We start from the raw sequence: 24,904 nt of genomic DNA on the forward strand, positions 1-24,904 counted from the left end.
CAGTTGACTGACAATTCTTATATATTGAGCCCATATCAGGGTTACCCCTAGGGCGCATACATTTAAACCCATCCATTTCTCTTAATACTTAGACTAAAGGCCTAAACAAAACCTGTATATGGCAACTTTCCCTAGGTAAAATGATTTTCTTTTTTGACAATTAATTTACAAAATTATGAGCACAATTCGCCAAGACGACTTTATTCAAAGTATTGCTGATGGTTTTCAGTACATTTCCTACTATCACCCACTGGATTACATTACCGCCCTGGGTAAAGCCTACGAACGCGAAGAAAGCCCAGCTGCTAAAGATGCTATCGCTCAGATTTTGACCAATAGCCGTATGTGCGCAGAAGGAAGACGTCCCATTTGCCAAGATACAGGCATTGCGGTGGTATTCCTTAAAGTCGGTATGAATGTCAAATGGGACGCCAAAATGAGCGTTCAAGAAATGGTTAATGAAGGCGTGCGTCGCGCTTACAACCATCCAGACAACAAATTACGTGCTTCTGTATTGCTAGATCCTGCTGGCAAACGCACAAACTCAAAAGACAACACCCCAGCAGTAGTGCACTACGAGATCGTAGAAGGTGATGGCGTTGAAGTTATCTGCGCCGCTAAGGGTGGTGGCTCTGAGAACAAGAGCAAGATGTATATGCTTAACCCTTCTGACTCCATCGTGGACTGGGTAATTAAGACTGTACCAACCATGGGTGCAGGCTGGTGCCCTCCTGGTATCTTGGGTATTGGTATTGGTGGCACGCCAGAAAAAGCGATGTTGCTTGCTAAAGAATCACTCATGGCTCCAGTGGATATTCATGAGCTAATTGCTCGTGGTCCAAAAACTCGCATCGAGGAACTACGCCTTGAGATCATGGAAAAAGTGAATGCTCTTGGTATTGGTGCGCAAGGCTTAGGCGGTCTCACCACAGTGCTCGATGTGAAGATCATGGATTACCCAACTCACGCAGCTTCTTTACCTGTTGCGATGATTCCGAACTGTGCGGCAACCCGTCACGTTCACTTCCATTTACATGGTGATGGTCCGGCTGTATTAACACCGCCATCATTATCTGATTGGCCAGATGTGGCATGGGCACCAAACACAGAAAAATCAACACGCGTTAATTTAGATACGTTGACTCCAGAAGAAGTGGCTAGCTGGAAACCTGGTCAGACTTTGTTATTGAACGGCAAAATGTTGACTGGTCGCGATGCTGCACACAAGCGTATTGCAGACATGCTCGCCAAAGGTGAAAAATTACCAGTCGACTTTAAGAATCGTGTGATTTATTACGTCGGCCCTGTTGACCCAGTACGCGATGAGGTTGTTGGTCCAGCCGGTCCTACCACTGCTACTCGCATGGACAAGTTCACAGAGATGATGTTGGCACAAACTGGTCTTATCTCTATGGTGGGTAAAGCTGAACGTGGCCCTGTTGCGATTGATGCCATCAAAAAACATAAATCTGCATACCTCATGGCAGTTGGTGGCGCAGCTTACTTAGTATCAAAAGCCATCAAAGAATCTAAGGTGGTTGGCTTTGCTGACTTGGGCATGGAAGCCATCTATGAGTTCACCATTGAAGATATGCCAGTAACTGTGGCAGTCGACTCTAATGGCACCTCTGTGCACAACACTGGCCCACAAGAGTGGCAGGCAAAGATTGGAAAAATTCCAGTCACAAAAGCTTAATTAATTTTTTTAATTAAGACATACAGGAGCAGGCTTGGCGACCATTGGGGTTTTTGATTCTGGTATTGGTGGACTCACCGTACTTAACGAGGCCCTACGCCAAGCACCTGCACATCACTACATTTATTTGGCTGACTCAGCCAATGCTCCCTACGGTGAAAAATCCAGTGAATGGGTAGCTACCCGTAGCCTAGATTTATGCCACTGGCTAGTACGCGAAGGATGCCAAGCATTAGTCGTCGCCTGCAACACTGCTACTGCTGAGGCAATTGCACACATACGTCATGAAATGCCCGCCATTCCAATTATCGGAGTAGAGCCCGGGATCAAACCAGCAGTCACAAAAAGCCAGAATCAAAAGGTCGGTGTCTTAGCGACGCAAAATACTTTAAAGAGCGATAAGTTCAAAGCGCTGCTAGAAAGCTTAGAAGGTAATTGTGAGTTTATATCTCAAGCAGGTTTAGGCTTGGTGCCATTGATCGAATCTGGCGCCATCAATAGCCCAGAAACAGAGCAGCTCTTGCGCGAACATCTTGCCCCATTGCAAGAGGCTCAAATTGATACGCTGGTTTTGGGTTGCACCCACTACCCTTTCTTAGCCCCCTTAATCAGAAAGATTCTTGGGGCTGAGATAGAGATTATCGATACCAGTGATGCAGTGGTTAAACAACTCAGCAGAAAACTAGAAGAATTCCATTTATTACAGTCTGCGCCACCAAGAACCATTCGCTTATACTCAACGCTTGATGCAGATGCATTACTGGCTCATGCCAAACAATTAATACCATTGGCATTAGATCAACACTCCATCGAAACATCGACTGTTTTTATATCCTAGCTTTCAACAACTTTAACTGTGCCTAACCAAGTTATTCATCAACTCCAAGAATGGTTAAAACAAAACAGAATCACTGCGTTTGTGGTTCTGATGCACTTTCTATTGATTGTCGGCGTGCAATTAGGAGTCGATCGTCCAAAAACTGGTGCCAATATGGGCGACACAGTGATGGCATCCTTGCTAGACCCCAATCCACAAAAAGAAAAAGCTAAAGTCAGTCAGCCTGTTCCTGAAAAACCGAAAGCACCAGAAAAGAAAACTCCTGAACCAGTTGTCACCACCAGTGCACCTAGCAGTCTTACTAGCGCCCAAACACAAGATTCATCGACAGCAAAACCCACCAGTACGGGTGGCAGCAGCACCGGCGAGCCAAAAAGTATTTCATTAAGCCAAGCGCAATGTAGCGTACCAGAACCTATTTACCCTAGCCTCTCACGACGCATGGGTGAAGAAGGTAAAATTTTGGTGCGTCTATTTATTGGAGAAGATGGCGCAGTTCAAAAAGTGAATATTGCACAAAGTAGTGGTCTACCTCGCCTTGATCAGGCCGCTCTTGATGCTGGCATGAAAGTTCGTTGCCGTCCATTTTTAGAACTTGGCAAACCAATTAAAGTAACCGCTATACAACCTTATATTTTCCGATTGGAATAGTTTATGAATCAAACGTTTGGTCTAGCTAACATGTGGACACAAGGTGACGTAGTCACTAGAACTGTAGCTTTGTTTTTATTGGTGATGTCAATCATCTCTTGGGTCATCATTATTACCAAGGCCTTGAATCTCTATAAAACTAAAAAAATTGCCAAAGAAATCGAGTGCTTTTGGCACGCACCTTCTTTTGAAGTTGCTTTGGGCCAAATGACACAAGAACTCAATCCATATTGCGATCTTGCTAAAAGTGCTCAAGAAGCCATGAAGCACCACAATCAACAAGCAGGTTCACGTAGCGAATTACATCAAACACTTAATCCTTCAGATTGGCTCACACGCTGCCTCAAAGTTAGCATTGACAAATCAGTTGGTGGCTTACAACAAGGCTTAACTTTCTTGGCCTCTACTGGCGCCACAGCACCATTCATTGGTTTATTTGGCACTGTCTGGGGCATCTACCATGCATTGGTAGGTATCGGCACCTCAGGCACAGCCACCATTGATCAAGTGGCAGGTCCAATTGGTGAAGCTTTGATCATGACTGCTCTCGGTCTAGCGGTAGCGATTCCGGCTGTATTAGCCTATAACGCAATTAGTCGCACCAACAAAGTATTAATTGCTGAACTCAATCGCTTTGGCAATGATTTATATGCTTTCTTTATCACTGGCGCACGTGTTGGTAACTCCAACACTGCTCGCTCTGCTAATCAGGATTAATCATGGCATTCGGTAACGAGCCTATTAGCGACGACGATAGCCAGCCAATGGCTGAAATCAATATGACTCCTTTGGTGGATGTCATGTTGGTGCTATTGATTGTATTCATGATCACGATTCCAGTGATGCAACACGCCGTGAAAGTTGAATTGCCACAAGCTAGCAGTCAACATAACGACGTTAAACCTGAATCAATCAATTTAAGCATTTCTGCCAAAGGTCAAATCTTCTGGAATACATCACCTATTGATTTAGATACTTTGTCTATTTACGCTCAAACTGCTGCGAAAAAGAATCCTCAACCTGAAGTGCAATTAAGAGCAGATAAAAATGTTCGCTACGAATCTGTTGCGCAAGTGTTAGCCACAGCCAAACGCTCAGGGCTCACCAAGATTGGTTTTGTGACAGAGCCCAACTAAGGGCTCAATACATTTTTATTTCGGTTTTTATTTCAGTTTGTATTGGGTTGGGCAGTAGGCTCGCTGAACATTTTCGGATCTCAAAGCAACGTGCTTCGTGGCACGCCCAGTCACCCTCTTACGCCACATCCTGTATGAACTAGGCTTCATAGTTTGGCGCATTAAATCAATCACTGCGGATTCATTGATGCCATAACTTTGCATAATGGCGTCAAATGGCGTGCGATCTTCCCAAGCCATCTCAACAATGCGTGATAAATCAGCGGGGTCTATCTTGGCTTTTTTCATAGCTAAGATTGTATTGGGCTAATTATTTTCCTGCTCGACACCGATCTGAGCAGTACTTCACCTCAGCCCAAACTTTTTCCCATTTTTTACGCCAAGCAAAAGGACGCCCACAAGTCACACAAATCTTGCTAGGTAAATCTGCTTTTTTACGCATCTTCATAAAGCGATGAATACCCAATTAACGTCGTTGACGAGATGGCGGCAGCTCCACGACTTTGATGGCATGCTCCCAGTGGTTATTCCAGTTATCTAAATAACGCCTAGCAGCATATTCAGACTTAACAATCATGATGTTTTCAGCATTTCTTGTTTCGGCTGAGTTGGTAAAGTTATAGCTACCAGTGATCACAACATCTTGATCAATTACCATGACCTTGTTGTGCTGTATGGCATGCTTACCATCACTGCGCACCTCGATGCCCACATCCAATAACTTTTGCAGGGCTTCACGATTGTTTTGAGAGCTTTTCTCATCCTGGATAAGGGCAACATCCACCCCACGCTTCTTAGCCCTTACAAGCGCTTCTGCGAGATTAATTGAGGTAAAGCCATAGGCCATCACTTTGATAGATTTTTTTGAGGCATCAATCTGCTTAATAATCCCACTAGCCCCACCAATCGGTGGCGTGAAATATATTCCAAGGATTTCTGCAGGCTCAGCTTGCGCATTCACGCTTTGCCACCAAGACACGGCAGCTAAAACGCTTAGACATAAAAAAACCGCCATCCTCTGACGAGTTTTAGCGGTTATTCGATATGTGTTTGTTGTCATTTAAAAGCACCTAGCTGATAAGAAGCCTGGTGCCCGAGGCCGGAATCGAACCGGCACGGCTGTTTAAGCCGAGGGATTTTAAATCCCTTACGTCTACCTATTTCGTCACTCGGGCATAGTACTTTTGTCATTGTAGACGGAAATAGTTGTATTTTTTACTTCTAAATCACTTCTACAGCTTTCGTTATTTTGTAACGAAGTCAGCATTTTACATGCATTAAAAACAAACCCCGCAAAAAGCGGGGTTTGTTGGTAAAAAGTTGCTTAAAAATTACTTGTAAAGCACCTCAGGTAACCACATGCCAATCGCTGGGAAGGCATACAACAAGATCAAAGCAAGTACTTGAATTGCCATGAATGGCATCATGCCTGCAAAGATCTGATTGAGCGTGACATGTGGAGGCGCAACCCCTTTGAGGTAGAAAGCCGCCATCGCCACAGGTGGTGACAAGAACGCTGTTTGCAAGTTCAAGGCAACTAACAAGCCAAAGAACAATGGGTCTACCTGGAAGTGACTCAATAGAGGAATAAAGATTGGCATGAAAATCACGATGATCTCAGTCCACTCTAATGGCCAACCAAGCAAGAAGATGATGACTTGAGACAAGATTAAGAATTCAATCTTGCTCAAACCTAAACCTAACACCCACTTCTCGATCAACTCTTGTCCACCTAAGAGCGCAAACGCTGCTGAGAAAATAGAAGACCCGACAAACAACCAGCAAACCATCGCACTTGTTTTAGCTGTCAAGAAAACTGACTCTCTAACAACATCCATATTGAGTTGTTTGTAAGCCCAAGCCAATAAGAAACCACCTAAAGATCCTACTGCAGCAGCTTCTGTTGGCGTTGCTAAGCCAAACACAATGGTACCTAACACCATCAAGATCAAAGCAGCTAGCGGGAAGAATGAACCCAATAGCATCTTGAAGATTTCAAGGCGAGCCATAGTCAAGAAGTAGTAGAAGATGGCGCCAATTAACAGCCCAATGCCCAACATAATCCAATACCATGTTGGTGTTGGTTGTCTTTCAGCCGGCTCTTTGTCCTGCTGTGCTGCTGGTGCAGTTGATGCTGCAGCAGCTTGTTTAGGAGCCTCTTCAGCACCTGGAGGTGTTGCCACCCCCATCGCTTGCGGAGGTTCTTCGGCACCTGGCGGTAAGGCTACGCCACCAGCAGACTCTGTTGGAGCAGATACCTCTTCCAAACTCATCATGCCGCCATCACTCTCCATTGTCACAACTGCAGTCTGCTCAACAGGCTCTGTAGCAACCCTGTGAATAAGACTCATGATGACAACAAAAAATACCAATGGACCAACAATGATGGCTAATTGCTTAAGCAACTCTTTAGTGCTCATGCCTGCAGCCGCACGACCTTTGATAGCAGCAATCACAGACGGCAAAGCTAATTTGCCAAAAGTAGCAAGCTTTTGTGTTGTCTGAGTCAATGTTACTTTGCGATCTTCTTCAGGCAATGGAGGTGCCAATTCCGGCTTAATCTTAGCCATCACAATCACATAGCCAATGTACAAAGCTGCCAACATAATGCCTGGGAAGAATGCGCCGGCATACAGTTTCACCACTGACACACCAGCAGTTGCACCATAGACAATCAGCATCACAGATGGCGGAATCAAAATACCTAAACAACCACCTGCTGTAATCGCACCGGCAGACAACTTAACGCTGTAGCCTGCCTTCAGCATTGATGGCAATGCCAATAAACCCATGAGCGTCACTACGGCGCCCACAATACCTGTAGCTGTAGCAAAAATTGCGCAGGTTACTAATGTCGCAACCGCCAAAGCGCCTGGCACACGAGCCAATGAAAGATGCAAACTTTTGAAAAGCTTTTCAATCAAGTTAGCACGCTCAACCAAATATCCCATGAATACAAATAATGGAATAGAGATCAAAACATCATTGGTCATCACGGCAAAGGTTCTTTGCACCATCAAATCAAGAGTTCTGGTCAATGCTTGCGCATCCCCCTCACCCTGATTGTGATACGCCATGAAGGCAAAGATCATGCCCATACCCATGAGGGTAAATGCCGTTGGGAAACCCAACATGATGGCTACAACCACCAAACTGAGCATCAATAAACCAAGATGGCCATTAGTCATTTCAGAGAAAGATGGCATAAATGACAAAGTGCCAACAACAATAGCTGCCATGATGGCAAAGCCGAAATACAGTTCCTTACGCATGATTAAGCACCCTTCTTATCATCTTCATGGCTAACCATGGCTTTTAATTTGTCAACGTCCACTTCCTCGACGTCTTCCTCACGTTTTGGCCACTCACCATCACGAATGCAAAGAATGCAACGAATAATTTCTACAAAACCTTGGAGCAACAATAAGCCACCAGCGATTGGAATAATCATCTTGAATGGCCAAATCGGAGGGCCATTGGCTGTTTGAGTAGTGTGCTCATTGATCGCAATTGATTCTGAGGCAAAACTAATGCCTGCATAAACCAAAGCAACGATGCCTGGGATAAAGAAAATGATGTACAAGGCCAAGTCAAGAATCGCTTGCGTTCTTGGAGTAAAAAAGCCATAGAGTACGTCACCACGTACGTGACCATTTTTGGATAAGGTATAGGCACCAGCCATCATGAACAACACGCCATAAAGCATGTAGGTAACATCAAAAACCCAGTCATGAGGAGAATTAAAAAAGTACCTAGACCCAACTTCCCAGCAAATTACTGCGGTTAGGACCGCAATTGAGTAAGCAGAAAAGTGTCCGAGCTTAGTCGACAAGTTGTCGATGGATAGCAAAAATTTTTGCATGTGTCTCTTCCATATTATTTTTATATAACTGCTAAACAACAAATACCCACCTAGCTCTCTAGGTGGGTATTTGCCTTATTTCATGAAGCTTAAGACTTTGCTTTACGACCGAAGTAATGGTTGTAAGCCATCTTGTAATCAACGCTTGTGTCATTTTGCCAACGGCATGCACGTTGAGCAAATGTACGCATTGATTCAAGAACACGTTTGAAGTCAGCGTTTTCTTGTGACTTAGCATCAATGATCTTGTCCCAAGCAGCTAATTGAGCACGCAAGATTGAGTCTGGCGTCTTGTAGAACTTAACACCTTGTTTTTGTTGCATCTCAATGTAGTCTTTTGAGTAACGATCGATTGCCTTCCAGCTCATTTCAGCTGAAGAAGCTTGAACAGCTGCAGTAATCATCGCACGCAATTCAGCAGGCATAGAGTCTAGTTTCTTCTTATTGAAAAGAATCTCGAACTGCTCTGAACATTGATGGAATGATTGCAACATACAGACTTTAGATACGTCTGGGAAGCCTAATAGACGATCTGAAGACGCGTTGTTAAATTCAGCAGCATCTAATAGACCACGGTCCATCGCTGGCACGATCTCAGCACCTGGCAATGCGTTCACTGAAACGCCCATGTCTTTAAAAATGTCAATTGAAAGACCTACTGTACGGTACTTAAGACCCTTCATGTCATCAACTTTAGCCACTGGCTTTTTGAACCAACCCAAAGGTTGTGTAGGCATTGGGCCATATAGGTATGACACCACATCCAAGTTCAATGATTTGTAGATGCCTTCCAACATGGCTTTACCACCACCGTACTCATGCCATGCAAGCACCATGTTTGGGTCCATACCGAAAGCTGGGCCAGATCCCCATAGCGCTAACGCTGGGCTCTTACCATACCAGTAAGCAACCACACCGTGACCACCGTCCAATGTACCTTTGCTCACAGCGTCCAATAAGTCAAAAGCTTTAACTACTGAACCAGCTGGCAATAATTCAATCTTCAGACGACCTGAAGACATCTTGTTGACCTTGTCACAGAAGTCCTGTGCATACTCATGGAAAATATCTTTTGTTGGCCATGTTGACTGAAAGCGCAGATTAACTGTTTGCGCATTTGCAATCATTGGGAAACCAAGCGTGCCTGCACCAGCAGCTGCAGCTGTAGATGTGGCGATAAATTTACGACGTGATTGAACCTTATTGTCTGACATATATGTCTCCTCTTTTATTGATCGATCTATCTAGCTTGAGAATAAATTTCACAAGTTGAGATTAATTTAGCACTCTGTGAAAAAATACGCATCTATATCGACGTAATATTTGCTAGGGGTTTTACCTAATATGAGCTTCACCCTCTCCTCAAGAGACAAGAAAAATATAGGCTGGACAAGGATTTTGGGTCTTGCTATCGCTGTTTTATTAATTATTACCCTTACTGCTCTTAGTGTTTATTGGCTATCCACTAAAGACAAGTTAAACGCAGAGCTAATAGCCCCTGGCATTAATAATCCCGTCACAATTAAATTTGATGACAATGCCATCCCCCATATCAGCGCTAATAACCTAGAGGATGCGTGGTACACCCTTGGCTTTTTACATGCCACAGAGCGACCTTGGCAAATGGAGTTCAATCGCCGTCTAGCTTCAGGCAAGTTATCAGAAATACTTGGCCCAGAAACTGTTGGGGTTGATAAGTTCATACGCACTTTGGGTATTCGTCGTGCCGCAGAAAAACAGTACGAAAACTACCCAATTGAGTACAAACGCCAAATACAGTCTTATGTCGAAGGCGTGAATGCTGGATTTAGTCGTCTAGGTTGGGCATTACCTGCAGAGTTCATGATTTTGGGTGCCAAGCCCGGCACATGGGGTCCCGCTGACTCAGTCGCTTGGTCGCTAATGATGGCCTTGGATTTAGGTGGCAATTGGCATAAAGAATTTTTACGCCTTGAACTATCAAAGACCTTAGATACAGATCGCATCTGGCAAGTGTTACCACCCTACCCAGGTGAAACACCACCCACGTCCACCAACTTTGCCAAGATGTATCGAGATTTAGGAGTATTCAAATCAAATGGCCTTACTGGCAATCAAACTAGCAGCTTGAATAAAGATTTTTTGCGTTTCCTTCCAGGAGGATTTGAAGGAATTGGCTCTAATAATTGGGTTTTGTCTGGCGATAAGACAGTCAGCGGTAAACCTCTTTTAGCTAATGATCCACATCTAGGCCTTACATCTCCAGCCATTTGGTATTTTGCTCATATTGAAGCCCCAAAATTACAAGTGATTGGCGCCACAGTACCGGGAATTCCGGGGGTTGTTTTAGGACGTAATACAAATGTTGCTTGGGGCTTTACGAATACAGATCCTGATGTGCAAGATTTATATATCGAAGCTTTGGATGAAAAAAATCCTGCCCGCTATCAAACACCTAATGGTTTTGCTAATTTTGTTCTTCGAGAAGAAACAATCCTAGTAAAAGGGAAGGAACCTGTGCGCTTCCTTGCTCGAGAAACAAGACACGGTCCCGTGATCTCAGATGCTTATGAGCGTGCTCAAAAATTAATTGACACCTCGCGCTACGCTATCTCAATGCGCTGGACTGCACTCGATGATGCCAACCAAACATTAGTGGCTGGTTTTTTGATGAATCAGGCTCAAAACATCGAAGAGTTTAAAAGTGCTCTAAAGCACTACTACGCCCCAATGCAAAACGTTGTGATGGCAGATAAAGAAGGTCAGATTGCTTATCGAGCCGCTGGAGTTGCGCCTAAGCGCAGTAAAGGCCATGGTTTGTTTGGCTCAGCACCTGCCTTAGGCTGGGATAAACAATACGATTGGGGACCCTACTTAAGCCTAGACCAATTACCAAAGGACAATAATCCAAGCAAAGGTTGGATAGCTACCGCCAATCACCGCGTTCATGCTGCCAACGACCCCAATCCATTAACGGCAGATTGGCACATGCCCTATCGCCAAAACAGAATTGAAGCCCTACTGCTTAGCCAAGAGAAACATGACCTAGCTAGCATGAAAGCCATGCAGGCTGATGCACTATCTTTATCTGCTATTGATTTACTGCCACTTTTGCAGCAAGCCAATTCAAATCACAAATATGCAAGTGATGCAAAAGGTTTGATTGCTAGCTTTAATGGCAACATGAGTATGGACAGCGCAGGTGCCACAATCTATAACGCTTGGGCACATCAATTAACCCGCCTACTCTTTGAAGATAAGCTAGGCAAAAGTTTTGCTACTGAATACGGCAAAAGAGATTTTCGTTCTGGCGTGCATCACGTGATGGAACTTCACCTAGCTGGAAAATCTGATGCGGCATTTTGGTGCGATCAAGCATCAACCACCGAAGTTGAAACCTGCGAGCAGATAATTGATTTAGCCTTCACACGTGCCTTAGATGATTTAACAAAACAGTTGGGTGGCAATCCTCAATCGTGGACCTGGGGCAAAGCACATATCGCCGTATCTGAGCATCGTCCAATGAGTAAGGTGTCATGGTTAAAGAGACACTTTGAGGTCAGTCGACCGATGCCTGGTGATGGATTTACGATTAATGTAGGTTTTATGGATTTTGGTAACAGCCAGAATCCATACACCGTTACTAAAGCCGCCAGCATGCGTGCTGTTTATGACTTGGCCGATTTAGATAAATCGCAATTTATTTATCAAACCGGTCAATCTGGTTGGATCAATAACAGAAATTACTCTAGCTATGCCAACAAGTGGGCTAAACATGAGTATCTACCCCTCACAATGAATCCAAGCAGCGTTAGCCACACATCTGTTTTAAAACCAGACCCTAATCGTGTGATTGAGCCGCAAAAGAAGAAGCCAGAAAACAGAGTGCCTGACAGAAAACGCTAGTTATCAAGGTCAACATTTAATTGACTTTGGGACCATCCTGAAAACCATTGCGTCTAAACGTCACAACCAAAGTGTCGCGCCAAGCATGGGAGGCGTTATCTGGGTTAATAGGTTGGATCGGCGTGCTCTCATGAATGACTCGCTCATCATCTAGAATCATCAGGCTGAATGATTGATTAAGCGTAAAGCGCTGCCCTTGTGGTCCATTGGCTTCAAAAACTCGCGTTTCACCACCTTTGATTTGATGCCTACCCAACATTAAGACAGCCACAAAATCAACGCCATCCCTGTGAGCACCCTCTGGAGTTGGTCGACCAATACCATCTGTTGTATCAATCCGAAATTGATGAACCTCTACATACCAAGCGTCATTACTTGTAGGCTTAATTTGATTGAGTTGATTACCTAGATTGATTAAACAATCTTTTAAAGCATCAGAATTAACAAACTCTTCTTCACATGGTTCAAACCAACGATCAATACCCCCATGCAAAGCGTTATAAGCAACTGGCTGCCAATGAGCTCGGTGAGGCGCCAATTGGACTGAGGCATTGTTAATCACAAAGCTCGCGTGTCTTCTTTGGCGATAACGACCGCCATCTCTTAAATACTCATCTGGTGGCAAATTCTGCCAAGATTTAGCTAATTGAGCCCATTCATTTTCTGAATGACCTGAAAGCCCATAAAACTGATCTGGAGCGACAACAACATAACCATGTTGTCGCAACTGCACGGGCAAATCATTTAAGGATGAATACGGTGGTTCCAACAACATAGCAATCAATAATAAAGAGCCGTTGTAAGGGTAATGAAGCCCTACTCAGCAAAGTTCATAAAACATAATTATGCTCTTGTATATGCAAAAAGTATTAACAACCCTTTTGAAGATCTTGATTGTTGGCACCATGATTTGCTCTGGAGCAAATGCCAATCCATCTCATGACACCCTTCACAGCCATCTCAGTGGCGCAAAACTTTTGGGGCAAGGTCGAATGACCTATTGGGGATTTGATTTATATGACGCTCAATTATTTGTTGCAGGCAACGGTTCTCAAGCAGGCTTAGCCCTAAAAATTAATTATTTAAGAAATTTCAAGGGTGATGCACTCAGAGAGCAAACCATGAAGGAGATGCGCCAATTGGGGGTATCTGATGAAAATCGCCAAAAATGGTCTATTAGCTTAGAAAAGATATTTCCTAATATTGCACCAGGACATTCTTTAACAGCCATCTATCGACCTCAACGCGGCACTCTGTTTTTACATAATGGGCAAGTGGTCGGCGAAGTGCCTGGTGACGATTTTTCTAAGTCGTTTTTTGGTATTTGGCTAGACCCTCGTACTAGCGCACCGCAGCTTCGCACACAACTACTGTCACAAGGTTGTACCCCTAGCTTTATCAACCAACAGTGTTAACCACATAATTAATCAAGGCACCCATGAAATACTCACTTCGTCGCATTATTTGCTCAAGCGTTGCCACACTCACAGGCTTAACGCTGTGGGGTTGCTCAGGACCGCAAGTGCAGCGGTATGCCAATGAATCACCCAAACTCGACATGGCCGAATACTTCAATGGCACGATTGATGCCTATGGTATTTTTACTGATCGCAAAGGCGAAGTTGTTAAGCGCTTTAAAGTGATCATTGATGCCAAGTGGGAAACCAAGGACGGTAAAAAAGTAGGCACCCTTGACGAAGATTTCACATACTCAGATGGCACTAAGCAAAGACGAGTGTGGACCTTGACTGAAACTGCTCCAGGAGTCTACTCCGGCACCGCCGGTGATGTGATTGGTCAGGCTGAAGGCAGTGTGGCAGGGAATGCTCTTAACTGGAGCTATACCCTAGCATTACCAGTCGACGGCACCACTTATCATGTGCAATTTAATGACTGGATGTATTTAATGGATCAGAAGGTCATGCTCAATAAAGCGCAAATGAGTAAATTTGGTATTTACTTGGGCGAAGTAACGCTGAGTTTTTATAAACGTTAATTAAATAAAAATCTTGTCTTACTTAATTAACTTTCTGTTATTCCAAGTTGCTTGGTTTGCTGGCATCTTAGGTGCATCTCACCAAATGGCGAGTCTTGGCGCGATAGTTATTTTGTCATGCCTAGGAATACATTTTTGGTGCTTACCTAAACAACAAATCAGAGCTGAAGCTTTATTGGTGGCCAGATGTCTAGCGCTGGGCTTCGTGATTGATAGCAGCCTCATCCAAACTCAATTAATGAGCTACGCATCAGCAGGATTAATTGAGGGGGTCAGCCCTCTTTGGATGTGCCTGCTGTGGGCTGCATTGGCCATTACCTTAAATCACTCTCTAGCTTGGCTAAAAAGAAGTTATTGGCTAGCCGCCATATTAGGCAGCATCACCGGTCCACTATCCTATTTAGCTGGCGTTAAGCTAGGCACCGGCAGCATGCCTAACCAGGTAATCACATTGATTGCACTCGGATTAATTTGGGCAATCGCAATGCCACTGATGGTGAAGTGGTCAAACAGATCTACAAGTTGGTGACCATAGATTAATTTAGTAACTCTAGATTTAGAGCGACAAATAGTGTAAAGTGTATCTTTACAAGATACACAACTCAATGATCAAAAGTTTCAAGCACAAAGGACTCGAATTATTTTTTGAAACAGGTAGTAAAAGTGGTATCAGAAGTTTGCATGCCGCAAAACTATCTCGACAGCTTCATAAATTGAATATGTCAAAATCGCCAGAAGATATGAATATACCAGGATGGAAACTACACTCACTAAAAGGAAAGTACAACAACTATTACTCAATAAAAGTTGATGGAAACTGGCGACTCACGTTCAAATACGATGGTCAAGATGTAATTTTATTGAACTACCACGATTACCATTAAGGCACAAATGCGAAAAATGAATAACCCTCCTCATCCAGGATCAACTCTTCGCGAAGATATCCTACCAGCTCTAGGCTTAACTGTTACAGCAGCAGCTACAGAGTTAGGTGTAACTCGAGTAACGCTATCAAGAATCCTCAATGAAAAAGCCTCAATCACACCTGAAATGGCAGTCAGAATTGAGAAGTGGCTAGGTGTTGAAAATGGTGGAAATGCTGAAATCTGGCTTGCAGAACAGATGGCTTATGATCTCTGGCACGCACGCAAAGCAAGTAGAGTAAAGATTAGGAATATACGACCCAATCTAGTTGCTGCTTAATCTTTTAAAAAATTAGCTTTATGCAGTTGCTTGTACTCACAACCGACCCAACCTGAATAATCTAAGTCATCTAGCAACATAAAAAATTCTGAATAAAGAATTTCACCTGTGCCTGGCTCATGTCTACCTGGATGATCAGCAATCTGAATATGGTCAATAAATGGCATCAACTCTTCAATCTCCAAGATATCCTCACCCATACGATGTAAGTGATAGGCATCGTATTGCAAATAAAGATTCGAAGATTTGACCGCCATGATTGTTTCAATCGCATGATTAGAACTTGCTAAAAAGAAACCAGGAATTTCAAAAGTATTAATTGGCTCAATGAGCAACTTGATGTTTTCTTTTTTGAGCTCTTCTGCTGCATAGGTCAGATTTGATACCAAGGTGGCTTGAGCCAACTCTGGTGATAGCCCTTCTGGCAAGATGCCAACAATACAGTTAACCCGTGGCACATTGAGCGCTTTGGCATATTTAATAGCCAAGGGTACACCCAACCTAAACTCATCAACACGTTTAGGATCACAGGCAATGCCACGCTCCCCATTGGCCCAATCGCCTGCAGGAAGATTATGCAAAACCATGGGTAAATTTAACTGAGCCATGGTTTTCTGAATATTCTCTATGCTCGTTTGCGCATACCACTCGTATGGGAACTGGCACTCAATTGCCTCAAAACCATCAGCTTTCGCAGCGGCGAAACGGTCTAGGAAAGGTAAATCGGTATAGAGCAAAGAAAGATTGGCTGCAAAACGTGGCATGAATAATGACTCAAGATTCAATAAAGTGATTTAATTATGGCATGCGCATCTTATCCATCTCCACCGGCAAAATTAGCCCCCTCTTCGGTATTGATCATCCAGACCACAAAGTGGTGAATTCAGGGATCAAAAAAGATGTTGTGAGCTCTTTAGAGCAACCCAATATCGTTCTAGTCAGAAAGGTTGGGATTGATGGCGACGAACAAGCTGACTTTAGTGTTCATGGCGGTCTTGAGAAAGCCATATACGCCTACCCAGCAGAACACTACAATTTTTGGAATGAATTACTCGCGCGAGAAGTCAAGAGAACAGAACCTATTGGGCATGGCTTTGTTGGTGAAAATTTAAGCGTAGAAGGCTTCACAGAAGCCGATGTTTGGGTTGGGGATATTTGGCAGATTGGCGAAGTTGAACTAGAGGTCGTAAAACTCCGTGAGCCATGCTTTAAATTTAATGCCCGCATGGGTTACAAAGGCTCTGCCAAAGCTATGATTCAATCGCGTCGCTCAGGTTGGTATCTGAAAGTTCACCAAGGTGGCACTATCAAAGCTGGTGACGGCATCATTGTTACACCAGGCAGACGCGAAACAAATATTGATATGCAAAATGCATTTTTATTGCGCAAAGAACAACAGAAGGATTTGTTTTAAACATTCTCTATTAATGCACCGCAATAACAATTTCTATCATAGGGTTATTAGTGAATTAGCAATAAATTTCATTTGAGAGTAGATTCTCTATAAATCATTCCGAGGAGACAACTCATGAAAAAATGGTTAATTGCTTCAACCCTTATTTGTACCTCTAGCCTTGCTTTTGCTCACGGTTGCCCAGGTGAAATGAAAAAGATTGATAGCGCTCTACTAGCTACTCAACTGACGCCGCAAAACATGAGCAAAGTAAAAGACCTACGCGCGAAAGGCGAAGATCTACATAAAGCAGGCAAGCACACAGAGTCTATGGCCGCATTAGCAGAGGCTAAAAAGATTATTGGTATTCAGTAATTATTGTGTAACTCCCTAGTCACGAAAGTGACGTTGGACTGGGGGCAGCGTCTGCTGCCACCCAGTTTTTTTATATCATTTAATCTTTAAGCATATCCGTTCAGCCTGAAAGTATTCATGAAATTTAAAGTTCTATTTATCTGTATGGGCAACATCTGTCGCAGTCCCACGGCTCATGGAGTATTTAGACAATATGTAAGCGATGCTGGCCTATCTCATATGATTGAAGTCGATTCAGCAGGCACTCACGCCTATCACGTGGGCGAAGAGCCAGATGCCAGATCTCAGGCACACGCCATTAAAAGAGGTTATGACTTATCCGATCTACAGGCGCGACAAGTATGCGATAAAGATTTTAATGATTACGACTTGTTATTAGTGATGGACTGGGATAACTACGCGCTAACTGAACAAATGTCACCGGACAACAAAAAGCATAAGATTCGTCGTCTTACAGAATTTTGTAAAACCTTGGAAGCTGCTGTTGTTCCAGACCCCTATTACAAAGGAGCAGAAGGCTTTGAAGAGGTCTTAGATTTAGTAGAGGATGCCTGTGATGGCTTACTTGAACACATTAAAGCCAGGATATCTGCATAGATATCAATTTAATCAATTATTAGCATATCCGGTGGACAGGTTGTGAGAAATTTCTGACAACAAAATAAGTATTTGCTGATATTCACCAGCAAGAATTTAAGGCAAGCTCTAGCTTTCATGAAGTCAACATCACTGAAAGCAAATTATGCCAACTCGCCTTGAATCATTAGACCCCATAGATCCATCTGAATTAAATTGCCGCCAAGGAAAACTCATCTTTAATACGGATGATCACCATGTCTTTACGCTCACTTGCCATCAATCATCTGAAAAAGCTGCGGTGAAAGATAGTGGTATCGGTAGCAATCAATACAAGAGTAAACCAATGAAGATGATTGATATGAAATACCTTGATATCAATAAAAAGGAAAATGATCTCAAATCAGCTCTTTTTGAAGATTTGTACAGAAAGATCTCTATGGATCAACTCAGTGACCCACAGAGCCTTTCTGAAAAGACACAACTACCACTCAAAGAAACCCTGGCTATTTACAAAGGCGACTTAAAGAAACTCAGCACGTATATGTTGTTACATGCCCTAACTCAATTTGGCTACGACATTAACATTTGTATGCGCCCCCGAGAAGCCTACACCCCTGGTTCCATTTATTTTGAATAATGATTAACGGCGTATCAGAGTTTCTTTATAGAACCAACGACGCATCCATGTGGCAAGACCGCCGCCAATTAACATGCCAAATGCCATCGGGTTATCTAATAAAAAATACCAAATGCCTTGCCCAGACTCCAGTCCTGTTTGAATAGTTTGGGCCATCTCACCCAACTCCTCAGAATTGACTAGCTTTTCAACTAGCAATGTACAAACCTCTTGACTCATGCATCACCTCACAACCTGCCAATCAATATCAAAGTCGCCAACTTACCCAAACCCTTGGCTGCACCAAACATGAATCTAGTCATTGGCCTAGCGCCACGTACGAGGGTTTTACCAAGAGACTGACTTGATGCTTTAGCCACTCCAACACCTACAGACCTTTTAATCAGACGCTTAGCACCAAGCTTGGGGCTTGAACGTCTACTTTTTGTTGCTGCTTTCTTACCAAACTGATTCAAAATAAATTCCATGCTGACCTCCATAAAAAGGATTCATGATGAATGGAAATTGAACTATTGGGGGCTGATTATTGAGTCAGTTATTTCTGAGTTTGATACGGAAAAATCTGACTTTAGTATCTAAGGCTGTGTGCGACCATTTTGTAATGGTTTTAATAAATCGCGCAAATTATTGTGATCAATCTCATGCATGAGTTGCAAGAGCTCACCTATTTCCCCTTTAGGAAATCCCTCCCTTGCAAACCATGCTAAGTAGTTAGCAGGCAACTCACATAAGAGCTTGCCAGCATGCTTGCCAAAAGGCATCTTCATGCTAACAAGCTTTTTTAAAGAATCAGGAGTCATTAACTAATTACTGAGTTAAATCAAAAAATATGACTTCCGCATCTTCTGGATTGGTAAGTTGCAACTCAGACTCTCCGTCCATTAATACAGCGTCACCACCGTTGATGGCATGGCCATTGACAGTGATTTTCCCACGGACCAAATGTAAATAGCCTTTTCTTTGCGGGTTTAAGTCTTGATGATAGCTATCACCTTGATCAAAAAGCCCCGCATACATCTTAGCGTCTGCATAGATGGTCACAGATCCCTGCTCGCCAGTTGGTGAAGCAACCAGGCGCAATGTTTTTTTCTTTTCTTCAGTGGGTATTTTGATTTGCTCGTAACTAGGAGCGATCTCATCAACACTTGGCTCAATCCAGATTTGCAAAAGATGTGTTTCTTGATCTTTGGCGTGATTGAACTCACTATGCATCACACCTGTTCCTGCGCTCATACGCTGAATATCCCCAGGCGGAATTCCTTTTACATTACCCATGCTGTCTTGGTGAGCTAACTCACCAGCTAAAACATAGCTAATGATTTCCATATTGCGATGCCCATGTTTACCAAAGCCATATCCAGCAGCAATGTAATCATCATTAATAACCCGCAAGTTACCCCAACCCATGTGCTCTGGGTCGTAGTAACCTGCGAATGAAAATGAATGATGGGTTTTTAACCAACCATGATCGGCATAGCCCCGATCCTCAGATTTTCTGATTTTGAGCATAAGATTTACTGAGTCTTAAACTGTGCGGCTAGTTGGGCAATGCGCTCACCATACAATCTCGCCGTTTCCAAGTCACCAGCATTAACCTCATCAACACCTGCATCTGACGGAGTTGTCATCATTGCGCCAGCAAATGACCCTACATAGTTCACATCGTCACGCTTCGCAGACTTAGAGTTGGATGGCATTAAACCAGTGCCGACCCAAATGCCAGAATGCTGCATAGCAAGTGTCATGAAATAGTGAATGGTTGAATGTTTATCACCATTCATAGTGGCAGAATTAGTGAATCCGCCAAATACTTTGTTTTTCCATGATTGCGTAAACCATGCTTTTGAACTGGCATCAGCAAACTTTTTAAACTGCCATGTCACACTGCCCATGTATGTTGGCGACCCAAACACAATAGCATCAGCAGATTGCAAAGTGTTCCATTGATCATCAGTCAAATGACCTTCAGCATCAATCGCTACCAATGTCCCATTAGCACCCTTAGCAATCGCTTCTGCTTGCTTGACTGTGTGGCCATAGCCACTATGAAATACAACTGCTACTTTTGTCATATTGATTTCTCCTTAATGTATTACTGATTAATAAATACTGCTCTTAGTTTCTGAAGTGCGTTAGTTAGCTCGTTTAAATCCTGCTTACTTAATTGACCAAATGCTTTTTCCAAATGTTGCAAATGCTCTGGAAATACCTTTTCAAAGAGTTGCTGCCCCTTTTTAGTTAGGCCAATCATTTGACTACGGGCATCAGCCTGGTTAACTGATCGATGAATAATCCCTTTATCGTGAAGCCTCTCAAGGACACCTGTCAGAGTGCCTTTTGTAACCAAGGTTTTATCACCCAAATCTTTACAAGTCATGGGTGGTTGATTACCTAGCGTGGCAATCACATCAAATTGCGTCATTGTGAGCCCCATCGATTTAATGTGTGGGGCTGAGTATTGCTCAAACGACTGATAGGTCAACACCAGGTTTTTAAGAGTTGGTAAAAAATTCATATATTGACTAGCCAATGATATTTAGTTCACATTAGTACCATTTTAGTACTAATACGAACTAAATGTAAAACCCCTCAGAAATCATGGGAATAAAAAAGCCGCGCTAGGCGGCCATATCAAACAAAGGGATCGTGATTGATTAAGGCTTGATATAAGCGGCCTTATCCTTAATTTGTAAACTTGCTACCCTCGCAACACCAGATGGGGTGAATTCAGCGTCCATAATGAAAACGTCTCGTTTGATGTTTCTGTTTTTAAGCGTGATTTCACAAACCTCAAAGGTCACACCTCTAGACTTGAGAGCTGAAACTAAGGACGCATAATCAATATTAGGATTTTTCTTATCCTTGGCACCCTCCATTAAGAAATCAATACCCTCCGCATGCGTCACAACATAAATTTTTGTTTGCGGAGCAATATCCAAATGATTACGAATATTTCTTAAACCTTTAGTAGCCTGGTTTTCAGCATTATCAATGTGATAAACAACCACATCCTGCGCATTAGCTAAAGAAGCAAAACCGATCAAGCCCATAGTGGCTAACATTAATAGCACTTTCTTCATTGATATCTCCTGAATTTATTCACCACTCAAGCAGTGTACATAAAAAACTGTCCATCAAAACACTAAATTTAATTCTTGAATACAATCAACACATGGTCGCTGATTTACAAACCATTCCCTTATTCCCACTGGGACAAACATTATTCCCAGGCGGCGCAATTGACCTAAAGATATTTGAGGTTCGTTACCTAGACATGATCAAAGATTGCGTGGCTAACAAAACGTCCTTTGGCATCGTGACCTTAGATCAAGGTTCCGAGGTCAGAATACCGGGACAAGAAGATGTAATTTTCATGCCCACTGGCACCATTGCAGAAATCACCTACTTTGACTCACCACAACCTAGCCTGTTCTACATTAAGTGCAAAGGTGGGCAACGCTTCAAAGTTCATCACAGCCAACGTCAAAAGAACGGGTTATGGTTAGGTGACGTTGAATATTTGAAAAATGATCCGGAAACAATCATCGAAGCAGAACATCAAAAATTAGCTGATGATGTAGGAAAGATCATTGCCTCACTGCAAAAAAAGGGGGTTAGAGATGATCAGATGCCTTTTGCCAGACCCTACGAACTAGATCAATGCGGTTGGGTAGCTAATCGTTGGTGTGAAATCCTTCCTCTTACGCCAGCGCAGAAGCACCACCTGTTGGGCATTGAAAACCCTCACATCCGACTAGATTTAATTAAAGAACTAATTGAAGAAATGACTGGGCAAAGCCAGTAAAGAAAAAGTGGCTAGCTTTATTTAGCTTATCAAAGTATTGGTTTGTTAATTTGTAACAGGCATAAAAAAACCCAGCTCTTAGAGCTGGGTTTTCACTTTTTAATGACTAAGTTATTAATTAGTCGTTCGCGTAGATATCCACGTCTTTTGTTTCACGTACAAACAACATACCGATTACAAAAGTCATAGCTGCGATCGCGATTGGGTACCATAAACCATAGTAGATGTTACCGTTTTGCGCAACCAAGGCGAATGAGATTGTTGGTAGCAAGCCACCGAACCAACCGTTACCGATATGGTATGGCAATGACATTGATGTGTAACGAATACGTGTTGGGAACATCTCAACTAACATCGCTGCGATAGGACCGTAAACCATCGTTACATAAATCACCAAGATTACTAACAATGCAAGAACAGCTGGTAGGTTAACTGCTGCAGGGTCAGCTTTAGCTGGGTAACCTGCTGCGTTCAACGCATCACGAACTGCTTTCTTGAATGCTGCATCTTTAGCCTTGGCTTCATCAGCAGGTAAACCTTTTGATGAGTAACCTTCGATAGTTGTTTCACCAATCTTAACAGTAGCAACAGTACCTGCTGCAGCTGGGATTGTTGAGTAGCTAGCTGAGTTAGAAGCCATCACTTGCTTAGCGATATCGCATGAGCTTGTGAACTTAGCTGTACCAGTTGGGTTGAATTGGAAAGTACATTCAGCTTCGTCAACTGTGATAGTTGCTGGAGCTTCTTTCATAGCCTTTTCCAAAGCTGGGTTAGCAAAGTGTGTCAATGCATTGAAGATTGAAACTGGTGTATTTGGGATGTAAGTAATGATCGCCAATAACAAACCAGCCATGATGATCATCTTTCTACCAATCTTGTCTGACAATGAGCCAAACACGATGAAGAATGGAGTACCAATCACCAATGAAGCAGCGATCAACAAGTTAGCTGTCTTAGCATCTACTTTCAACACTTGTGTCAAATAGAACAATGCGTAGAACTGACCTGTGTACCAAACAACAGCTTGACCAGCAACTAGACCGAAAAGAGCCAAGATAACAATCTTCAAGTTTTTCCATTGACCGAATGACTCTGTCAAAGGAGCTTTAGATAGTTTGTTCTCTTCTTTCATTTTCTTGAAAGCTGGAGATTCGTTCATTGACAAGCGGATCCATACAGAGATGGCTAACAACGCGATTGAAACAATGAACGGAACACGCCAACCCCAAACTTCAAAGTCTGGACCGGTGAATTCTCTTGTGAACAAAATCACTAACAATGAAAGGAACAAACCTAATGTAGCTGTAGTTTGAATCCAAGCAGTGTAAGCACCACGACGACCGTGAGGAGCGTGCTCAGCAACATAAGTTGCAGCACCACCGTACTCACCACCAAGTGCCAAACCTTGCAACATACGCAAGATAATTAGGATCACTGGGGCTGCAACACCAATCGTTGCATAAGTAGGCAAAATACCCACGATGAAAGTTGCGCCACCCATAATAAGAATAGTTACTAGGAATGTGTACTTTCTACCGATCAAGTCGCCTAAACGACCAAACACCAAAGCGCCGAATGGACGCACGATGAAACCAGCTGCGAACGCTAATAAAGCGAAAATGAAAGCAGAACCGGCATCTAGGCCAGAGAAGAACTGCTTAGCGATAATAGCTGCAAGTGATCCATACAGATAAAAGTCATACCACTCAAATACCGTGCCAAGTGATGAGGCAAAAATAACTTTGCGCTCTTCAGCTGTCATCGGTGCGGCTTTAGTTGTAGACATAAAGGCTCCTATAAAAATTTATAAAAATAAAACTGCAGGGCGATTATGCTTTGGAAAATCCTTCATTTTTCTTACATAGTTGTTTTAATGAGGGTAATTCCTAAGGTTTAAATATGCATCATTAGGGTTACCCCTTACAAATTGATATCGATATCACTATTTATGTGCATTCCTGTATGAAAAAGCCTTTTCATTGATAAGGTTATTGCAAGCAGTTCAAGGTAGAATCAATTATTCACATATATTAATACAGTAAGACGTTATGACGATTCTTTTAGGCATTATTGCCATTCTTCTACCAGTTGCAGCAGGCGTTTGGGTTTGGAAAAATTTTGATAGTATTTTTTTAAAAACAGCTCAAATTGATAGTAACGATTACCTATCTATCTATTTAAAGAAGTTAGCGGCAGTTTTTTTAACGACCGGCTTCTTACTGTTTGTATGCTTTCAACTTGTTTTTATCTTTAGCAATCCAGCATGATTTTTATTAAAAAAATATTACCAAACCTGCTTGTTCTCTCAAGTATTGTGATGATGTTTGTTTTCGCCCGAGCAACAGGCAATGATGATATTCAAAATATCTTCAAATTAATTGACGACCTAGCCACTAATTTAATTCTAGTTATTGTGGCTATTACAATAGGACTGTTCATCAAACAATATCTGTATGTTCTAGTAGGTCTTGTGGCTGCAATGGCGATTGTGATCTTAGTGCCAACCATCAGTGCAGCACTTAATCTAACTGGCGAATATGTTCTAGCTTGTGGTTTAGTCAGTCTTGGCTTTTCTGCTGTTTCTAACATCTACGCAAACTACAGAGAATTTAATTAATTTTATTTACAACTAGTTATCAAAAAGGGAGTAGTAAACATGAGCAATCGCGCAATCGCAATCACAGTTTTAGTTTTAATCGTAGCTACTGGCTACTTATTAGTTAAGGGTGATGGCGACATCGATATGGGTGGTGAAAAGCATGGTGCTGAAGCAACTCACGTAGAAGACAAAAAGCCAGCAGAAGCTCCAGCAGCTCCTGCACCAGAAGCTAAGAAGTAATTTTTAGTT

Annotated in this window: 35 protein-coding genes and 1 tRNA gene; 19 read left to right on the forward strand and 17 right to left on the reverse strand. The window is 42.8% G+C overall.

Going from position 1 to position 24,904, the window contains the following annotated elements:
• Positions 1–175 precede the first annotated feature (175 nt).
• Genes CFR83_RS01205 through CFR83_RS01225 form a run of 5 tightly spaced genes read left to right on the forward strand, consistent with a single transcriptional unit; the run spans position 176 to position 4,321 of the window.
• The gene (locus tag CFR83_RS01205) at positions 176–1,696 is read left to right on the forward strand and encodes a fumarate hydratase (RefSeq protein ID WP_088812093.1); all 1,521 of its coding nucleotides are present in this window, start codon (positions 176–178) and stop codon (positions 1,694–1,696) included.
• A gap of 34 nt (positions 1,697–1,730) precedes the next feature.
• On the forward strand, positions 1,731–2,534 hold the full coding sequence (murI, locus tag CFR83_RS01210) for a glutamate racemase (protein ID WP_088812094.1): 804 nt from the start codon (positions 1,731–1,733) through the stop codon (positions 2,532–2,534).
• An 18-nt stretch (positions 2,535–2,552) separates the two neighbouring features.
• Positions 2,553–3,185, forward strand: coding sequence for an energy transducer TonB (locus CFR83_RS01215; protein WP_088812095.1), 633 nt, complete (start codon positions 2,553–2,555; stop codon positions 3,183–3,185).
• A gap of 3 nt (positions 3,186–3,188) precedes the next feature.
• Entirely contained in the window at positions 3,189–3,902 is a 714-nt protein-coding gene (locus tag CFR83_RS01220) for a MotA/TolQ/ExbB proton channel family protein (RefSeq protein ID WP_088812096.1), read from the forward strand.
• 2 nt (positions 3,903–3,904) lie between these two features.
• Complete coding sequence (locus tag CFR83_RS01225; RefSeq protein WP_088812097.1) at positions 3,905–4,321, forward strand: ExbD/TolR family protein; 417 nt, start codon at positions 3,905–3,907, stop codon at positions 4,319–4,321.
• A gap of 27 nt (positions 4,322–4,348) precedes the next feature.
• On the opposite strand, the gene CFR83_RS01230 is transcribed toward CFR83_RS01225, so the two are convergent.
• The 7 genes from CFR83_RS01230 to CFR83_RS01260 all read right to left on the reverse strand — a co-directional run bounded on the left by CFR83_RS01230 (position 4,349) and on the right by CFR83_RS01260 (position 9,397).
• On the reverse strand, positions 4,349–4,609 hold the full coding sequence (locus CFR83_RS01230; protein WP_088812098.1) for a TIGR03643 family protein: 261 nt from the start codon (positions 4,607–4,609) through the stop codon (positions 4,349–4,351).
• 22 nt (positions 4,610–4,631) lie between these two features.
• The gene (locus CFR83_RS01235) at positions 4,632–4,769 is read right to left on the reverse strand and encodes a DUF2256 domain-containing protein (protein WP_088813153.1); all 138 of its coding nucleotides are present in this window, start codon (positions 4,767–4,769) and stop codon (positions 4,632–4,634) included.
• A gap of 18 nt (positions 4,770–4,787) precedes the next feature.
• The gene (locus CFR83_RS01240) at positions 4,788–5,381 is read right to left on the reverse strand and encodes a phospholipase D family nuclease (RefSeq protein ID WP_088812099.1); all 594 of its coding nucleotides are present in this window, start codon (positions 5,379–5,381) and stop codon (positions 4,788–4,790) included.
• 27 nt (positions 5,382–5,408) lie between these two features.
• Positions 5,409–5,496, reverse strand: a tRNA-Leu gene (locus CFR83_RS01245).
• 156 nt (positions 5,497–5,652) lie between these two features.
• On the reverse strand, positions 5,653–7,593 hold the full coding sequence (locus CFR83_RS01250; RefSeq protein WP_088812100.1) for a TRAP transporter large permease: 1,941 nt from the start codon (positions 7,591–7,593) through the stop codon (positions 5,653–5,655).
• A 2-nt stretch (positions 7,594–7,595) separates the two neighbouring features.
• Positions 7,596–8,183 carry a TRAP transporter small permease subunit gene (locus CFR83_RS01255; protein WP_088812101.1) on the reverse strand — a complete coding sequence of 196 codons (588 nt, stop codon included), beginning with the start codon at positions 8,181–8,183 and terminating at the stop codon, positions 7,596–7,598.
• 89 nt (positions 8,184–8,272) lie between these two features.
• A complete protein-coding gene (locus CFR83_RS01260) occupies positions 8,273–9,397 on the reverse strand; it encodes a TRAP transporter substrate-binding protein (protein ID WP_088812102.1) in 1,125 nt (374 codons plus the stop codon).
• Positions 9,398–9,527: 130 nt separating this feature from the next.
• Here CFR83_RS01260 and CFR83_RS01265 point away from each other — a divergent pair, with 130 nt between their 5' ends.
• The gene (locus CFR83_RS01265; RefSeq protein WP_088812103.1) at positions 9,528–12,068 is read left to right on the forward strand and encodes a penicillin acylase family protein; all 2,541 of its coding nucleotides are present in this window, start codon (positions 9,528–9,530) and stop codon (positions 12,066–12,068) included.
• 16 nt (positions 12,069–12,084) lie between these two features.
• Here CFR83_RS01265 and CFR83_RS01270 read toward each other — a convergent pair whose 3' ends face one another.
• On the reverse strand, positions 12,085–12,843 hold the full coding sequence (locus CFR83_RS01270) for a 2OG-Fe dioxygenase family protein (RefSeq protein WP_088812104.1): 759 nt from the start codon (positions 12,841–12,843) through the stop codon (positions 12,085–12,087).
• Positions 12,844–12,925: 82 nt separating this feature from the next.
• On the opposite strand from CFR83_RS01270, the gene CFR83_RS01275 reads away from it, so the two are divergent.
• The 5 genes from CFR83_RS01275 to CFR83_RS01295 all read left to right on the forward strand — a co-directional run bounded on the left by CFR83_RS01275 (position 12,926) and on the right by CFR83_RS01295 (position 15,267).
• Positions 12,926–13,483: a chalcone isomerase family protein gene (locus CFR83_RS01275; RefSeq protein ID WP_165765031.1), complete on the forward strand. Its 558-nt coding sequence runs from the start codon at positions 12,926–12,928 to the stop codon at positions 13,481–13,483.
• Between the two features lie 23 nt (positions 13,484–13,506).
• A complete protein-coding gene (locus CFR83_RS01280; protein ID WP_088812106.1) occupies positions 13,507–14,064 on the forward strand; it encodes a DUF3833 domain-containing protein in 558 nt (185 codons plus the stop codon).
• 13 nt (positions 14,065–14,077) lie between these two features.
• Complete coding sequence (locus CFR83_RS01285; protein WP_165765032.1) at positions 14,078–14,593, forward strand: DUF2878 domain-containing protein; 516 nt, start codon at positions 14,078–14,080, stop codon at positions 14,591–14,593.
• Positions 14,594–14,669: 76 nt separating this feature from the next.
• Positions 14,670–14,948: a type II toxin-antitoxin system RelE/ParE family toxin gene (locus CFR83_RS01290; RefSeq protein WP_088812108.1), complete on the forward strand. Its 279-nt coding sequence runs from the start codon at positions 14,670–14,672 to the stop codon at positions 14,946–14,948.
• 7 nt (positions 14,949–14,955) lie between these two features.
• Positions 14,956–15,267 carry a HigA family addiction module antitoxin gene (locus tag CFR83_RS01295; RefSeq protein ID WP_088812109.1) on the forward strand — a complete coding sequence of 104 codons (312 nt, stop codon included), beginning with the start codon at positions 14,956–14,958 and terminating at the stop codon, positions 15,265–15,267.
• On the opposite strand, the gene CFR83_RS01300 is transcribed toward CFR83_RS01295, so the two are convergent.
• Positions 15,264–16,031, reverse strand: coding sequence for a TIM barrel protein (locus tag CFR83_RS01300; RefSeq protein WP_088812110.1), 768 nt, complete (start codon positions 16,029–16,031; stop codon positions 15,264–15,266). The genes CFR83_RS01295 and CFR83_RS01300 overlap by 4 nt on opposite strands.
• A 41-nt stretch (positions 16,032–16,072) precedes the next feature.
• Here CFR83_RS01300 and CFR83_RS01305 point away from each other — a divergent pair, with 41 nt between their 5' ends.
• The 4 genes from CFR83_RS01305 to CFR83_RS01320 all read left to right on the forward strand — a co-directional run bounded on the left by CFR83_RS01305 (position 16,073) and on the right by CFR83_RS01320 (position 18,251).
• Complete coding sequence (locus CFR83_RS01305; RefSeq protein ID WP_088812111.1) at positions 16,073–16,681, forward strand: MOSC domain-containing protein; 609 nt, start codon at positions 16,073–16,075, stop codon at positions 16,679–16,681.
• A 114-nt stretch (positions 16,682–16,795) separates the two neighbouring features.
• Complete coding sequence (locus tag CFR83_RS01310) at positions 16,796–17,035, forward strand: hypothetical protein (RefSeq protein WP_088812112.1); 240 nt, start codon at positions 16,796–16,798, stop codon at positions 17,033–17,035.
• Between the two features lie 117 nt (positions 17,036–17,152).
• The gene (locus tag CFR83_RS01315; RefSeq protein WP_088812113.1) at positions 17,153–17,632 is read left to right on the forward strand and encodes a low molecular weight protein-tyrosine-phosphatase; all 480 of its coding nucleotides are present in this window, start codon (positions 17,153–17,155) and stop codon (positions 17,630–17,632) included.
• 145 nt (positions 17,633–17,777) lie between these two features.
• Positions 17,778–18,251 (forward strand): hypothetical protein, encoded by a 474-nt coding sequence (locus CFR83_RS01320; protein ID WP_088812114.1) that lies wholly within the window; start codon positions 17,778–17,780, stop codon positions 18,249–18,251.
• Positions 18,252–18,254: 3 nt separating this feature from the next.
• Here CFR83_RS01320 and CFR83_RS01325 read toward each other — a convergent pair whose 3' ends face one another.
• From CFR83_RS01325 to CFR83_RS01355, 7 genes are all read right to left on the reverse strand, one after another.
• On the reverse strand, positions 18,255–18,470 hold the full coding sequence (locus tag CFR83_RS01325) for a hypothetical protein (RefSeq protein WP_088812115.1): 216 nt from the start codon (positions 18,468–18,470) through the stop codon (positions 18,255–18,257).
• 8 nt (positions 18,471–18,478) lie between these two features.
• Positions 18,479–18,718 carry a hypothetical protein gene (locus tag CFR83_RS01330; RefSeq protein ID WP_088812116.1) on the reverse strand — a complete coding sequence of 80 codons (240 nt, stop codon included), beginning with the start codon at positions 18,716–18,718 and terminating at the stop codon, positions 18,479–18,481.
• 108 nt (positions 18,719–18,826) lie between these two features.
• Positions 18,827–19,051: a DUF3820 family protein gene (locus tag CFR83_RS01335; RefSeq protein WP_088812117.1), complete on the reverse strand. Its 225-nt coding sequence runs from the start codon at positions 19,049–19,051 to the stop codon at positions 18,827–18,829.
• Between the two features lie 7 nt (positions 19,052–19,058).
• Positions 19,059–19,760 carry a pirin family protein gene (locus CFR83_RS01340; RefSeq protein WP_088812118.1) on the reverse strand — a complete coding sequence of 234 codons (702 nt, stop codon included), beginning with the start codon at positions 19,758–19,760 and terminating at the stop codon, positions 19,059–19,061.
• 5 nt (positions 19,761–19,765) lie between these two features.
• Positions 19,766–20,323 (reverse strand): flavodoxin family protein, encoded by a 558-nt coding sequence (locus tag CFR83_RS01345; RefSeq protein WP_088812119.1) that lies wholly within the window; start codon positions 20,321–20,323, stop codon positions 19,766–19,768.
• Positions 20,324–20,343: 20 nt separating this feature from the next.
• The gene (locus CFR83_RS01350) at positions 20,344–20,766 is read right to left on the reverse strand and encodes a MarR family winged helix-turn-helix transcriptional regulator (protein ID WP_088812120.1); all 423 of its coding nucleotides are present in this window, start codon (positions 20,764–20,766) and stop codon (positions 20,344–20,346) included.
• Between the two features lie 139 nt (positions 20,767–20,905).
• Positions 20,906–21,331, reverse strand: a complete 426-nt coding sequence (locus CFR83_RS01355; RefSeq protein ID WP_088812121.1) for a DsrE family protein — start codon at positions 21,329–21,331, stop codon at positions 20,906–20,908.
• Positions 21,332–21,423: 92 nt separating this feature from the next.
• Between CFR83_RS01355 and CFR83_RS01360 the strand changes: the two genes are divergently transcribed.
• Positions 21,424–22,056 (forward strand): LON peptidase substrate-binding domain-containing protein, encoded by a 633-nt coding sequence (locus tag CFR83_RS01360; protein WP_088812122.1) that lies wholly within the window; start codon positions 21,424–21,426, stop codon positions 22,054–22,056.
• A gap of 118 nt (positions 22,057–22,174) precedes the next feature.
• Here the strand turns inward: CFR83_RS01360 and CFR83_RS01365 are convergent, their stop codons facing one another.
• Positions 22,175–23,842 (reverse strand): MFS transporter, encoded by a 1,668-nt coding sequence (locus tag CFR83_RS01365; RefSeq protein ID WP_088812123.1) that lies wholly within the window; start codon positions 23,840–23,842, stop codon positions 22,175–22,177.
• 262 nt (positions 23,843–24,104) lie between these two features.
• On the opposite strand from CFR83_RS01365, the gene CFR83_RS01370 reads away from it, so the two are divergent.
• Genes CFR83_RS01370 through CFR83_RS01380 form a run of 3 tightly spaced genes read left to right on the forward strand, consistent with a single transcriptional unit; the run spans position 24,105 to position 24,895 of the window.
• The gene (locus CFR83_RS01370) at positions 24,105–24,323 is read left to right on the forward strand and encodes a hypothetical protein (protein WP_088812124.1); all 219 of its coding nucleotides are present in this window, start codon (positions 24,105–24,107) and stop codon (positions 24,321–24,323) included.
• 50 nt (positions 24,324–24,373) lie between these two features.
• The gene (locus CFR83_RS01375) at positions 24,374–24,673 is read left to right on the forward strand and encodes a hypothetical protein (RefSeq protein ID WP_133062452.1); all 300 of its coding nucleotides are present in this window, start codon (positions 24,374–24,376) and stop codon (positions 24,671–24,673) included.
• 39 nt (positions 24,674–24,712) lie between these two features.
• Complete coding sequence (locus CFR83_RS01380; RefSeq protein WP_088812126.1) at positions 24,713–24,895, forward strand: hypothetical protein; 183 nt, start codon at positions 24,713–24,715, stop codon at positions 24,893–24,895.
• Positions 24,896–24,904 lie beyond the last annotated feature (9 nt).

The organism is Polynucleobacter victoriensis, from assembly GCF_900187875.1.
GTDB classification, from domain to species: Bacteria; Pseudomonadota; Gammaproteobacteria; order Burkholderiales; family Burkholderiaceae; genus Polynucleobacter; species Polynucleobacter victoriensis.